15 protein-coding genes are annotated in these 12,640 nt (G+C 46.6%); 3 read left to right on the top strand and 12 right to left on the bottom strand.

Going from position 1 to position 12,640, the window contains the following annotated elements:
- The first annotated feature begins 28 nt into the window (after window positions 1-28).
- Entirely contained in the window at window positions 29-637 is a 609-nt protein-coding gene (locus D3P07_RS24070) for a DUF1349 domain-containing protein (protein ID WP_119803122.1), read from the top strand.
- Window positions 638-750: 113 nt separating this feature from the next.
- Here D3P07_RS24070 and D3P07_RS24065 read toward each other — a convergent pair whose 3' ends face one another.
- From D3P07_RS24065 to D3P07_RS24035, 7 genes are read right to left on the bottom strand one after another with little or no spacing between them, the layout of a single operon-like run.
- Complete coding sequence (locus D3P07_RS24065) at window positions 751-1,149, bottom strand: Na+/H+ antiporter subunit G (RefSeq protein ID WP_119803120.1); 399 nt, start codon at window positions 1,147-1,149, stop codon at window positions 751-753.
- Entirely contained in the window at window positions 1,133-1,414 is a 282-nt protein-coding gene (locus tag D3P07_RS24060) for a Na(+)/H(+) antiporter subunit F1 (RefSeq protein WP_119803118.1), read from the bottom strand. Before D3P07_RS24060 ends, D3P07_RS24065 begins: the two co-directional genes overlap by 17 nt.
- A complete protein-coding gene (locus tag D3P07_RS24055; RefSeq protein WP_119803116.1) occupies window positions 1,411-1,890 on the bottom strand; it encodes a Na+/H+ antiporter subunit E in 480 nt (159 codons plus the stop codon). The genes D3P07_RS24060 and D3P07_RS24055 overlap by 4 nt, the downstream gene beginning before the upstream one ends.
- Window positions 1,891-1,904: 14 nt before the next feature.
- A complete protein-coding gene (locus D3P07_RS24050; RefSeq protein WP_119803114.1) occupies window positions 1,905-3,380 on the bottom strand; it encodes a Na+/H+ antiporter subunit D in 1,476 nt (491 codons plus the stop codon).
- Complete coding sequence (locus D3P07_RS24045; RefSeq protein ID WP_119803112.1) at window positions 3,373-3,711, bottom strand: Na(+)/H(+) antiporter subunit C; 339 nt, start codon at window positions 3,709-3,711, stop codon at window positions 3,373-3,375. The genes D3P07_RS24050 and D3P07_RS24045 overlap by 8 nt, the downstream gene beginning before the upstream one ends.
- A gap of 1 nt (window position 3,712) precedes the next feature.
- The gene (locus tag D3P07_RS24040) at window positions 3,713-4,135 is read right to left on the bottom strand and encodes a Na(+)/H(+) antiporter subunit B (protein ID WP_119803110.1); all 423 of its coding nucleotides are present in this window, start codon (window positions 4,133-4,135) and stop codon (window positions 3,713-3,715) included.
- Window positions 4,122-6,533: a Na+/H+ antiporter subunit A gene (locus D3P07_RS24035; RefSeq protein WP_119803108.1), complete on the bottom strand. Its 2,412-nt coding sequence runs from the start codon at window positions 6,531-6,533 to the stop codon at window positions 4,122-4,124. The genes D3P07_RS24040 and D3P07_RS24035 overlap by 14 nt, the downstream gene beginning before the upstream one ends.
- Before the next feature lie 126 nt (window positions 6,534-6,659).
- Here D3P07_RS24035 and D3P07_RS24030 point away from each other — a divergent pair, with 126 nt between their 5' ends.
- Window positions 6,660-7,343: a universal stress protein gene (locus D3P07_RS24030; RefSeq protein ID WP_119803106.1), complete on the top strand. Its 684-nt coding sequence runs from the start codon at window positions 6,660-6,662 to the stop codon at window positions 7,341-7,343.
- Window positions 7,344-7,417: 74 nt separating this feature from the next.
- Here the strand turns inward: D3P07_RS24030 and D3P07_RS24025 are convergent, their stop codons facing one another.
- From D3P07_RS24025 to D3P07_RS24005, 5 genes are all read right to left on the bottom strand, one after another.
- Window positions 7,418-7,981 (bottom strand): tyrosine-type recombinase/integrase, encoded by a 564-nt coding sequence (locus D3P07_RS24025; RefSeq protein WP_119803104.1) that lies wholly within the window; start codon window positions 7,979-7,981, stop codon window positions 7,418-7,420.
- A gap of 253 nt (window positions 7,982-8,234) precedes the next feature.
- The gene (locus tag D3P07_RS24020; RefSeq protein WP_119803102.1) at window positions 8,235-8,564 is read right to left on the bottom strand and encodes a hypothetical protein; all 330 of its coding nucleotides are present in this window, start codon (window positions 8,562-8,564) and stop codon (window positions 8,235-8,237) included.
- Complete coding sequence (locus D3P07_RS24015) at window positions 8,565-9,299, bottom strand: hypothetical protein (RefSeq protein WP_119803100.1); 735 nt, start codon at window positions 9,297-9,299, stop codon at window positions 8,565-8,567.
- 21 nt (window positions 9,300-9,320) lie between these two features.
- Window positions 9,321-10,082, bottom strand: a complete 762-nt coding sequence (locus D3P07_RS24010; protein WP_119803098.1) for a hypothetical protein — start codon at window positions 10,080-10,082, stop codon at window positions 9,321-9,323.
- 24 nt (window positions 10,083-10,106) lie between these two features.
- Window positions 10,107-10,691, bottom strand: a complete 585-nt coding sequence (locus D3P07_RS24005) for a DUF2589 domain-containing protein (RefSeq protein ID WP_119803096.1) — start codon at window positions 10,689-10,691, stop codon at window positions 10,107-10,109.
- A gap of 467 nt (window positions 10,692-11,158) precedes the next feature.
- On the opposite strand from D3P07_RS24005, the gene D3P07_RS24000 reads away from it, so the two are divergent.
- Complete coding sequence (locus D3P07_RS24000; RefSeq protein WP_259391678.1) at window positions 11,159-12,634, top strand: spore germination protein; 1,476 nt, start codon at window positions 11,159-11,161, stop codon at window positions 12,632-12,634.
- Window positions 12,635-12,640 lie beyond the last annotated feature (6 nt).

Genomic DNA, 12,640 nt, shown 5'->3' with positions numbered 1-12,640 from the left:
CGGTAAACTCATGAAGGAGTGAAGAGAGATGGATACAAAGGGCATTCCATGGAATCAAGGGTCATGGACAACCAAACCTGTATCGGTCAGCGTCGAAGATGGCTGCTTGAAAGCTGTAGCCGAGAACGGGAGCGACTATTGGGAGAAAACGCTGTATGAGTTCGAACATCGCAACGGTCATGCGTTGCTTGTTCCTTGGGAGGATAGCCATGCCGTTGAAGTAACGTTCCGGCTCGATTCGTTCACCGAGCTGTATGATCAGGCTGGTCTCATGCTGTGGTACGGCCAAGAGCAATGGATCAAAGCTGGTGTCGAGATTAACGATGGCGTCCCTCATCTTGCTGTCGTCGTCACCGACGGCTATTCAGACTGGTCACTGGCTCCCGTATCCGATTGGGCAGGACAAGAAGTGACCATTCGCGCTTCTCGCATGAAGGATGCGGTCATTCTAAGAGCCCGCTCCGGGTCTGAGGGCTGGCGAACGATCCGCGTAGCCCGCTTCCCCTATCCTGAAGGCAAGCAAGCCGGACCTTTCTTCTGCGCCCCAACAAGGTCAGGACTAGAGGTTGTCTTCACCCGCTGGGTTCAAACTGCGCCGGATGCGGAATTGCATATGGATCCGCCAATAGAGGAATAAAAGCTGGAGTACCCCTGGTATTCATGGGATCGAGGGATACGTATGACTGCGAAAAAAAGAGCACCCATATGGATACCCTCTCATCCTATCTAGTGTCAATTAGATCGTTTTCTTCATTTACCTTGATCCATTACAAAGCTGGCCTTATCTTCTGACTCCCGGATCTCATTCTCTCTATAATAATCCTTCAATTCATCTTGGGCGCTCTCCTCTGTTAACGGCACCTTGTGTCGGTAAGCGGCCCGACAGATCACATGGGCAGCCACTGGAGCTGTTAAAAATACGAAGAAGATTCCCAGGATGAGGCGGATGCTGAAGAAACCGTCGGAAATGATAAAATACAGCAAGGTTCCAACGAGCGCGCACAGCACGCCAAGCGTAGAACTTTTGGATGCAGCATGGGATCTTGTGTACACATCAGGCAAACGCACATTCCCAATCGCGCTGATCAAGCTGAAGATAGCGCCAATGAGTATGAGGATCGCCCCGATTACTTCACCGCTTCCGCTCAATCACAACACCTCTTTCAATAAATCTGGCAAAGGCAATAGTTCCAATAAATGACAATATTCCGATCAATAATATAAGATCAAAAAAGGCATGAGTGTGCAGCAGCACGGAGAATACGGCAATACTGGCGATCAGATTTATCCCGACGGAATCCAGCGCTTGAACTCGGTCCGCACTGGACGGCCCTTTTACAACCCGATATAAATTGGCCAGGATGGACAGCATTAATATACCTAATGCAATGATCAACACCGTCTCAAATATCATTTTCTCGTCACATCCTTTATCGCTTTTTCAAAAACAGATTTTGATTTTAATACCGATTCCTTGGATTCGGGCATGTTCAGTCCGTGAATGTACAGCACCTTTGAATCAGGGGTGACCTCCATGACGACCGAGCCTGGCGTTAAGCAAATTAATAAGGATAGGAGCGTAATTTCCAAATCGCCCTCCAAATCCGTTTCTACCTTGAAAATGCCTGGCTTGACATCAATTTTAGGACGGAGTACATGCTTCATGACCGCCACCGCGGAAGTATTCAACTCATGGATAAAAAGAATGAACAGCTTGCCGATTGCGGCTAGCGTAAATAGATAAAACCGTTTATTAAAGAAGCGGCGGATACACAGTAAAATAATCAGACCGACTAAGTAACCGCTAATAAAGTTTAATATGGTCATTTCCTCTTGCAGAAACATCCACAAGTAAGCAATGAATATGTTGAGTAGCACCTGAACGGGCATGGCTGTTCCCCCCTTTATTCAAACACGGCCTGAATATATAAATTTGGATTCAGCAATTCCTCTGCAGCTTGAGCCACATAACCCGTAATCGCCTCAGCGCCGATTCCCAGGGCAACACTAGCCACCGTCAATAGAGCGATCGGAAACAACAAGCCTTTCGTCGTCCCCTTCTCCTCCTCTACACTCAGAATCGTTTCACCCCAAAAAGCGTTCATAAACAGCTTGGTCATCGAATACAGAATGAACAAGCTGGCCACCAGTCCGATTACACCTAGCCAGTAATACCCTGCTTCAAAGACGCCTTGTGTCGTAAATACTTTGCCAAGAAAACCGCTTAACGGAGGAATTCCAACCATAGACAAAGCTGCGATGAAGAACATCCAGCCTAATTGGGGGTGAAGCCGAATCAAGCCGCTAATATTTTTCAAATCGCTTGTTCCCGTGAGATGAACAATCGTTCCTCCAATCATAAATACAATCGCCTTGATCAGTATGTCGTGAATCAAATAATAAATGGAGCCCTCTATGCCGGCAGTTGTTAATGAGACAAGTCCAGCCATAATAAATCCGACACTTATGATCACATTGTAAGTTAATATTTTTCTCAAATCCGAATAACCGCTCGCTCCGAGTGCGCCTAAAATCATCGTAATGGCGGCTAATATCCCGATAATCATATGGGTAATCTGCGGTTCATGATAGAAGATGAGTGTAAACATTCTGAAAATGGCATAGATCCCTACCTTAGTGAGCAACGCCGCGAAAATAGCAGCGATTGCCGTTGGCGGTACGCTATATGACCCGGGTAGCCAGAAATAAAGCAATAATCCCGCCTTCATGGCGAAGACGATCAGGAATAATAATGCGACAGTGGTTATTAACCCGTCCTGGCCAATCTCTGCAATCCGGATCGACAAATGGGCGAGGTTCAATGTGCCCGTCATCGAATATAAATAGGCAACGCCGATTAAGAAAAACGCCGATGCAATAATGTTCGTAAAAATATACTTCAGCGACTCGCGAAGCTGCCTCTTGGCTCCCCCCATTGTGATCAGCACATACGAAGCAACCAGAAATACTTCAAAACAGACATATAAGTTAAACAAATCCCCTGTCAAGAACGAACCATTGACGCCTGTAATCAAAAACAAAAATAACGGATAGAAATAAAGTTTTTCTTGCCTTCGGCCAATCGATGAAAAGGCATAGATCAGGCAGCCTACTGCGACAATAGAGGTGGCCAAGAGCAGCAAAGCACTGAACATGTCACCCACTAAACTAATGCCGTAAGGCGCTTCCCAACCGCCCAGCTGTAAGGTTTGAATACCGGCATCTCTGATCTGATTCATCAATAGAACCGCAATGACAATGGTAGCTAACAAAGCGACCAAACTAAGAATCCGCTGAAGGAGTATATTTTTCTGGAATATAATGAGGACCATTCCAATCAACAGAGGAATGATAATCGGCGCAATCAACAAATTATTCATGCTCATTTCCCCTTAATTGCTCCATGTCATCCGTCCCGAAGCTCTGATAGGAGCGGTAACATAAAACGAGTACTACCGCTGTCACGGCAAAATTAATGACGATCGCAGTTAATATTAAGGCTTGAGGAATAGCATCCGCAAAGCCCGCGGCTTTCTCTCCCAGCAGAGGGGCGGTCCCTATCTTCAGTCTACCGGAAGTCATGATCAACAAATTGACCGCATGACTCACAATCGATAATCCGAGCACAATCCGCAGCAGCTGCTTAGATAGAATCAAATAGGTTCCAATAGATACTAAAATACCGACAAGTATGACCATGAGTGTCTCCATATTAGCGGTCCTCACTTATGCTTAGAATAATATTGACTGCGGTGCCTATAACAGCCAGAGCGACTCCGGTATCAAAAATCAAAGCAGACGCAAGCTCGGTATTGCCAAATATAGGGAGGTCATAATAGCCAAAGGCCTGGGTTAAAAAAGGTTGGCCAAATACGACGCCTGCCATTCCGGTTCCAAGCGCAATCAACACGCCGACCGCCGCAAGCTTTTTGAAATCGACTCGTATATTTTCCCTTACCTTCTCGATTCCAAAAGAAAGGAACAGCAGGACAATAGCGGATGCCGTACTAAGTCCCCCAATGAATCCTCCTCCCGGATTATGGTGACCATTCATAAATAAATAAATCGAAAAGGTCGATATGATCACGGCTGCCACTCGAGTTACACTTTTCAATATCACATCATTCGTTTTCATGTTGTTCCCTCCTTTTGGAACGCTGATGAACCAAGATATACACACCTAGCCCAGCAATGGCGAGCACGGATATCTCCAGCATGGTGTCGAAACCGCGGAAGTCCACTAATATCGCGTTGACAATATTTTTGGCGCCCGCCAGCTCATAGGCATTTTCAAAAAACAATGAAATCGGTTCAAATAATTTATGTCCATTCGCGGACAATCCGAGCAGGGTCACCGTTAAACCCATCGCGATCGAAATCATCAGATTTGTCAGCTTGAAAGGAATACGTTCGATCCTTTTCTTTAGCTTCGGCAAATGGTAGAAGCATAGCAGGAACAGAACCGTTGTCACCGTCTCCACCACCATTTGCGTCAAAGCCAGGTCAGGCGCCCTAAAGATGACAAAGAACATGGAAACCATATAGCCTAACGCCCCTAGTGCAACAATAGCCATGATTCGATTGCCGGCCAATAAGACAGTAAGTGCGGCAATCACCATTGCAAGCACAAGCCCCGCATCAAAAATACTGATGACTGCATTATTGGAGAAATCGAACTGAATACCATGGAGCAGCAGAAGCGAACTTAGCAATACGATGACAAAGAAAGAAAAAATGTAGATGAGATAATGTCTGAGCGAGCCTGTCATATACCGATTCGTCAGAGATGCCGAGAGCTTCTCCGTACCTGCCAAGCCCTGATTGTACAGCTGATTTAACGTTAATCCCTGCGTGTAATTTCGCAAGACCTGAATCCACCGCTTCTTGGTTTTGAAGAGAAGGATGCCGACAACAATGACACCGATCGTCATCACGAGCTCCATATTCAGCTCATGCCATGCGCTAATTTTCAGGTCGTATGGAGATATCGGAATCGTAGGCAATATAGCGGTTAATGCCGGAGTGAGAATATATTTTCCGAGTACATTCGGAAAGAAGAAAATGAGTATAACAAGCAAGCCCAAGACGGCTGGAGAAAACAGCATGCCCCAAGGCGCTTCATGCACTTTTCGCGTCAGCTTTTCAGGGCGATAGGTTCCGCCAAAGGTTTTGAATACAAAAACCATGCAGTAGACGAACGTCAATATGCTGGCTACCCAGGCAATGATCGGGAACAGGATACCGATGTTGCTTAAACCGAAAATACCGGCCCCGGATACGTCATTCACCGCTGCAAAAAACATTTCCTTACTCAAAAAACCGTTAAACGGCGGTAATCCCGCCATAGAAAAGCCGCCAATCACAGCGATCGTGAACGTGATCGGCATCACTTGCATCAAACCGCCTAAATAGCGAATATCACGCCGGCCTGTCTCATGGTCAATAATCCCTACAACCATAAACAAACTGCCTTTGAAGGTCGAGTGATTAAACAGATGGAATAAGGCGGCAAATGTAGCTACCGTAAAGACAGTACCACTATCGCCAGGTCCAAAATAAATCGCTAAGGAACCGACCCCAAGCAGGCACATGATCAGTCCCAATTGGCTAATTGTAGAATAAGCTAACATAGCCTTAAGATCCGTCTGTCTCAGGGCAGTCAAAGAACCATAAAGCAGGGTAACGAGACCAATCCCGGCCACAAGCCAGAACCATACGGAGCTGCCTCCGAAAAGCGGCGTCATACGAGCCACCAAATAAATGCCAGCCTTGACCATCGTAGCCGAGTGGAGATAGCTGCTCACCGGGGTTGGCGCCTCCATCGCGTCCGGCAGCCAAATACCGAACGGAAATTGCGCAGATTTCGTAAATGCACCGAGCAACACACATAGCATGGCAGGAATAAACAACGCATGGCTTTGGATGGCCTCCAGGTTGGCGATCATCTCCCGAATGCTGTACGTATCCGCCATCATGATCAGCATAATAAACCCGGCTAACATGCCGAACCCGCCAAGGACAGTAATGAGCAGCGCCTTTAAGGCGCCTTGGCGAGAACTCTTACGCTCGTACCAATAGGATATTAATAAGAAAGAAGAGACGCTGGTTAACTCCCAGAACCCGTACAGGACTAAGAGATGATCCGAGAATACCAACCCCAGCATGGCGCCCATAAACATGAGCAAGTAGACATAGAAGCTATGGAGAGCCTCGCGAGCCTTGGACATGTAAAAAATGGAGTAAATAATGACCAAAGTACCGATACCGCTGATGAGCAGACCGAACAACAGGCTGAGCCCATCTACGTAGGAGGTCATATTCATATCGAGGGACGGAATCCAGGACAATGTGTATTTATATGTGTTTCCAGACGCAACGTCAGGTATATACCGCAACAAATAGACAAAAATAGATAGTGGTACAAGTAAAACGAACCATCCCGTATGTACGAAGCGATTCAAATACTTATATAGTAAGGGTACAAGTATTGCAATGATCAACGGGAGAAAAACAAACGTATAGAAAATAGCCAAGCGTACTCCTCCTTATTCATGACTTCCGCTTCCTTATCAACGTATTGACTCTTCGTGTAACATCTACTATAGTCTTACATAGTTTAATCGAGACCTACTAAGTGGTATTGAGGTGAAATAGTTAAAATGAATAATGTGTATAATGAAAGCATTCTTGTTTGCGTTTATTATGGTCCCAATGGCGAAAGACTAATCAAACGCGGTTGTGCAATCGCTAATATGATGAAATCTCCGCTATATATATTGACCATTGATCCCAAGCCATTCGACGAGCTGGATGCCGAGAAATTATTCTATATCGAACAATGGAAAGAATATGCCCACTCTCATGCAACGGCTAAGTTTATTATGAAGGACAATGAAAGCCGCCCTGTCTCTAAAGTCATTGCAGAAGTAGCCAGAGATAACAGCATTACACAGATCATTCTTGGTCAGACGGCGCACAGCCGGTGGGAACAAATTACGAAGGGATCTATCATTAATTCCTTAGTACGCGAGATCCCATTTGTCGATCTGCATATTGTTTCCGTTGCCCGTTATATTCGGGATGAAGAAGGTATTTATGAAAAGGGAGTTCGTGCTTATTTGGTCAAAGATGGGGATCATTATAAGCTAAGCTTCAATCACGAAAAACAAACCGAATATGAGGGCATTTTCTTCAAAGAAGTCGATACAGATTTCGATAACGGAATTTTCCGCTTTATGAAGGATGCCGCAACTTTACACGTGCTCGTTAGTGACGGGATCGTCACCGAATTAAAAAACGTAGATATTTCTACAGCGATGGGTCTAGACGACTCTGCCCAATAATAGTCAATGAAGAACGAACCCTCTCCGCATGTTCCATGCGGAGAGTTTTTTTATCTTTTCCACACAGGAATCATCTACAAATTGACATCTACTTTAATTGGTTTCTTCTCAACCCTGTCGATCCCCAAATACTTAAGTGTTTCTGCCGTGGAATGATGATGAAAAATCGATTTCAGGATGGAGATGGCCACTCCCCTGTAATACGCATGGTAACCAAATGTCTTTCTCAGTGTATGGGTCCCGATTTTCTCAGATATTCCTACCTCCCTTGCCGAGTGGTTAATAATTCGATATGCCTGCTGACGGGTAATGGGACGACAATCCTTTTTGGATTTAAACAAAAAATCGTCCGATTTCCAATTGGTGTTAGATAAATACTCGGTTAGGATCTCCCCGACCTTGCTGTTTAAGTAATGAGCCTTTTCTTCCCCCGTCTTTTCATCCTTAATATAAAGAAACTGTTTCGGGTTCTTATCATCCCAAACGTCCTGTACCGTAAGGTTCAGTAAATCAAGGAGACTAATCCCCGTGTTAATTCCCAGTACAAATAGCAACAGGTCCCTTATAGAGTGTTTTCTCAACTCTTCTTTCATCGCTTGAATGGTTTTCAAGTCCCGAATCGGATTAACAAATTGCACAGAGAACCCCTCCGAATAATGTTACTTAATTTAAGGTTAACAGATATTAAGTAACATCACAATAAAAAATTCGTTTCAATTTGAATACAAATAAGCTCATGAATGGATTCGTGTAAGCGCAAATGTCTGGTGTCGAAATCTGCTCACGGAAGCATTCATGGAAGAATAGTCACACTTAGCTTGACTAACCGTCAAATAAAAAATACGAGGCAGCGCAATTCATGCGCTGCCTCGTTTATTGCTCCTCTGTTATTTATGCTCCACTGCCCGCCGCTTCTTCCGGCTGCTCGCTGATGCTGTTCATCGCGGCGACCCGTCCGATCTCTTCCATGACGGACAAGAACGGCTGAAGCAGGCCTGCGATTTCTTCTGTCTCGCGATGGACGGCTTGCCATTGCTCCCTCAGCTTCGGATCCTGACTCGATAAGCTCAGCAGACGCTGTTGCAGCAGCACCTGCTTCATTTGCCTATAGCTGACTACCGCTTCCTGAAAACCAGCGTCCTGAAAATTACCGCGCATCGTGCGCAGTCCTTCCCCTATGCGCTCCAGGTTAGCCGTAATCGTACCCGTTGAAAGTTCCATCTACATGACCTTCCCATCCGGCTTGTATTTGACCCATGTGCATCCGGCCGCGTTATTTTGGTGATTATTGATCGATTTCAGAAACTCATCGTACTTCAAGGTTCCTACAGCGCCTTCTGCGTATACCTTGAACGTTGTTGCCCATAGATTAGCGAATGAGGCCGTTCTGCACCCAAATATTTTCGTTGCCGTGTTCGGCTTGTATGACTTCTGATCTCCCAAAATATAAGGCTTCAAACCCACGCTAATATCCGAGCTCCAAACCACAGCTCCTCCATCTGACGGCATGACAGCCTCATTCAGAGAGTTGTGCTCCAACGTCAACCATAAGTCGTTTTGGGCATGGCCGAAGTACCAGAATCGGCTCACCGGTTTGGTGCCAAGTGTGCGTATGATACTCCAAAACTCGCTATTCTTGCTGATCCATTTCAAGATCCAACCGTATGTCTTGGCCCTCTTCTCCAGCATGTCGACATAGGATGTGAATCCTTTATCCTTGAGTTCAGTCGTGGAGGAAGCCTTCTTCTTCAGATCATCACTCCAGCGCTTCTCATATGCCGGTTTGTAAATGACCCAGACCACCTGCTCATTCCGCTCCACGGGAAAAAGCTTCGAACGTGCGATATTGAGCGGGTACTGAACATAATTGGCCCAGCTTTGATCATGCTCCTTATCCTTCGGGTTCTTCAGGCCGGGACCTCCGCTAAGCATAAGGAACGTTCGGTCAATTGTCATAGCCACAGCTCCCTCTCATCATCACTGCGGAACGAGCTTGCGAACCGGTTCGCCATCTTGCTCGCCGACCTGTGTCCACTCGTAATTGCGTACGTTGACCGTCAGCTTAATCGTCGACAACACAGACGGCGGCAATTCTACCAGGTCCTTGTATGCGAACAAGGCGTTCATTCGCAGCCCTGGTGAGGGCAAGGCTTCGCGCAGCGATGCCACCTCCTCCTCATGCTGCTTCTGGATCGGCGCCAGCAGCCCGGCGATTCGCTCTGCCACTCCGTCAGACTTAATCGTCGCGAGATTGCGTTCCTCCAATGCCTTGGCAATTCGGCTTGCACATTCCAGCACATCGAACGTCTGCACTTGGACTGAGTCGTCAGGCGGCGTATTGACCGCCAATGCTGTAGGCCCCAGAATCAAGTTCAGTGTCGTCTCCTCGACGATCATTCCGATCAGCTCATAGTCCCTCGTACGGGGAAAGGCTAGCTGAGTGCTCAGCTTCCGCTCGGGAATGGCTGTCGTGACAGCGCTGCGGACACGGGATGCCGTCAGCTTGACGAGATCATGGGCACGGGATGGCTCGACCTGCAGCATCGTGTCAGGCTCGCTTTGCAGGACAAATTTTAAATCGAAATCGATATTGTCGATTTCAACGCGGGGAACGGGAAAGGCGCGCATGAGCGGGTCCTTCTCATACAGCACCGCTAGTTCTCGCGAAACGCGGTCGGATAAGCTTCTCGCCTCCGCCACCGATCCGAGAATACCCCCAATTACCGTTTTCAAATCCACTATCGTTCACTCCTGTTAGTCCGATTAACTACTCGGCGACGTCGTTTTCTCCGTAATTGAGGTTTCCAAGATTTGAAGAACCTTAGCAAGCCCTGCTGGCAAGTCGTCTTGTACGGCGCGTACATTCACGTTCATCTGATATTCCTTATTGAAGCTGGAGGCATTATGCGAGTTGTGATTGTAGCTGAAGTTCGCCCGGAACTCGACGCGAACCGGCGACAGCCAGCTGGAATATGCCGCTTTGGTCTCGATCCCTATGGCAGTCGAAGTCTTGACGTCGATCGTCTCCGTTTCCGTAATTTTGGCCGTAAAATTAATCTCCGTACTTTCGATGCGGATAAACGGAATCGGAACGATCGAAAGCACCGGAACTTCAAGCGATGCATCCCTCAGCGTGCCATTCTCGCTGACCTTGTTGTACTCGAACTTGACGGTCCGTGTCTTGCCCAGCTTGGTCGGATCGCTGGCATCCGGGGTAAAGCCGACTCTCTCGATAAACTCGATAGTTGTCTGTGCAGCCTGCGCCTGCGCTTGCACAACAGCAGTCAGCGGCGCTCCAATCAAATGACGAAACGGAATTGATTGCAGCTCTTGCGTTGCTCTTGACATGAAAATCCCTCCGGTACAATGTTTTCGGAGATAGGACCGGAAATCCGGCTACCTAGTTCATCACCGTTCAGCCGAATCGCATCCATCGCCTATATTGGTTATAACTAAAAATGGAATTTATATACAGAGCACCTGGAACTACTCCTTATCCTTGCCCCTTAGTTCCAGCGAATTAGCGATCTGCAATTGATGTCGTAATATGTACAGGATGAAAGCTCGCTCCCTATACAGATTAACGCGAAGGAAGTTTAAATCGGAGTTGCATAGATCATAATGGAGTCATAAAAGAATACATGATGATTGGTGTAATAGGGTGATGACAATGTGGAAACAGGCAGTGTTCTACTTACCGGAATGGACTGTTTTTATGCAGGGCTTCATCGCATTTTTAATTCCGTATTTGATTTCAAGATTATACAAATGGATTAGCAATTCAAAGGAAGAACATGAAATGGCGGACATCAAAGATGAAACAAAACTTAGATCCTGACTCTTTTACTGGTGACATTACCATAGATCTTGAACTTGTGAAAAACAAAATTGGTCATAACTCGGATGTGCACTTTAGAGAGTTTTACATAGGAGGCACAGATGTTTGTGCTGCCATCATATTTGTAGAAGGACTGTCGGATCGAGAGCTTATCGACAAACACATTATTAGAGCATTAATGGTGAATGTTGCGAACGGAACAGTCTCCAAGGAATTAATCACCAACCAAGTCCTCTCCATTGGTGAATTGGCAGAGGAGCGCATCATCCATAATCTGTCTGCCAAGGTATTGACCGGATCAACCGCATTGCTCATTCATGGCGTCCCGAATGCGCTCGTTCTTGGTACAACTAAGGCAAAATCGCGCCCTATTGAAGAACCGGTATCGGAAGCGTTGGTTAGAGGTCCGCGGTTAGGCTTCACAGAAACATTATGTGATAATACTGCCCTTCTGCGACAGCAAGGTGAAAATGCCAACTTATCCTTCATCAAGTTTCAAGTCGGGCAACGTACAAAAAAAGAACTGGTCATTGCTTATATCAAAGATATTGCCGATCCTGATTTAATCGAAGAAGTGAAGAAAAGAATCAAAAAAATAGATGTGGATGATGTACCGGAATCCGGCTATGTCGAGCAGCTGATCGAAGATAACTATCTGAGTCCTTTCACACAAGTGCAGAATACAGAGCGTCCTGACCGTGTATTCAGCGCCTTGATGGAAGGGAGAGTGGCGATTCTATTAGATGGGACACCTTTCGCTTTGATTGTCCCAGTTACCTTTAGTATGATGCTGCATTCACCGGAGGACTACTATGAACGCTGGCTGCCCAGTTTTCTCTTCCGTCTATTGCGTTATCTGGCGGCAGCTATTTCGCTATTTGGACCCTCCTTGTATATTTCATTTGTCTCCTTTCATCAGGGCATGATCCCAACCAAGCTAGCCTTATCCATTATGGGCACAAGGGATGGCGTTCCTTTTCCTGCAATTATAGAAGCGCTGATCATGGAAGTAACCATCGAAATTTTGCGGGAAGCCGGACTGCGCTTGCCGAAGCCAATTGGCCCAACGATTGGCATTGTGGGCGGCCTTGTCATCGGGGAAGCGGCCGTACAAGCGGGAATCGTCAGTCCCATTATGGTGATTGTAGTAGCGTTAACCGCTATTTCATCCTTTGCCATTCCTCAATATAGCGCCGGGATTTCGCTGCGCTTGCTCCGTTTCCCCGCTATGTTTTTCGCGGCAGTGTTTGGATTATATGGGGTTGTTCTGTTTGCCCTGTTCCTTTGCAGCCATTTGGTGAAGCTGAAGAGCTTTGGCGTACCTTATGTCAGTCCGATCATGCCCGATCGATTGAATAATTGGACAGCCAATGTCATTCGTATGCCTCTTATGAAGATGAAGCGCAAAGCGATGAATCGGATGCCTGTGAAAATCGCCTCACGCAAAAAATAGCTCATT

The organism is Paenibacillus sp. 1011MAR3C5 (genome assembly GCF_003591485.1).
Lineage (GTDB): Bacteria > Bacillota > Bacilli > Paenibacillales > Paenibacillaceae > Pristimantibacillus.
Note: the sequence above shows the minus strand (reverse complement) of the source record. Positions and strands in the feature narration are given on the sequence as shown.

Coding starts and splice junctions, on each gene's coding strand:
- D3P07_RS24070 (WP_119803122.1), top strand. CDS start 29: ATGGATACAAAGGGCATTCCATGGAATCAAGGGTCATGGACAACCAAA.
- D3P07_RS24015 (WP_119803100.1), bottom strand. CDS start 9,299: ATGACAATTGACCGAACGTTCCTTATGCTTAGCGGAGGTCCCGGCCTG.
- D3P07_RS24040 (WP_119803110.1), bottom strand. CDS start 4,135: ATGAAAACGAATGATGTGATATTGAAAAGTGTAACTCGAGTGGCAGCC.
- D3P07_RS24005 (WP_119803096.1), bottom strand. CDS start 10,691: ATGTCAAGAGCAACGCAAGAGCTGCAATCAATTCCGTTTCGTCATTTG.
- D3P07_RS24045 (WP_119803112.1), bottom strand. CDS start 3,711: ATGGAGACACTCATGGTCATACTTGTCGGTATTTTAGTATCTATTGGA.
- D3P07_RS24000 (WP_259391678.1), top strand. CDS start 11,159: ATGAAACAAAACTTAGATCCTGACTCTTTTACTGGTGACATTACCATA.
- D3P07_RS24030 (WP_119803106.1), top strand. CDS start 6,660: ATGAATAATGTGTATAATGAAAGCATTCTTGTTTGCGTTTATTATGGT.
- D3P07_RS24060 (WP_119803118.1), bottom strand. CDS start 1,414: ATGATATTTGAGACGGTGTTGATCATTGCATTAGGTATATTAATGCTG.
- D3P07_RS24050 (WP_119803114.1), bottom strand. CDS start 3,380: ATGAATAATTTGTTGATTGCGCCGATTATCATTCCTCTGTTGATTGGA.
- D3P07_RS24055 (WP_119803116.1), bottom strand. CDS start 1,890: ATGCCCGTTCAGGTGCTACTCAACATATTCATTGCTTACTTGTGGATG.
- D3P07_RS24020 (WP_119803102.1), bottom strand. CDS start 8,564: ATGGAACTTTCAACGGGTACGATTACGGCTAACCTGGAGCGCATAGGG.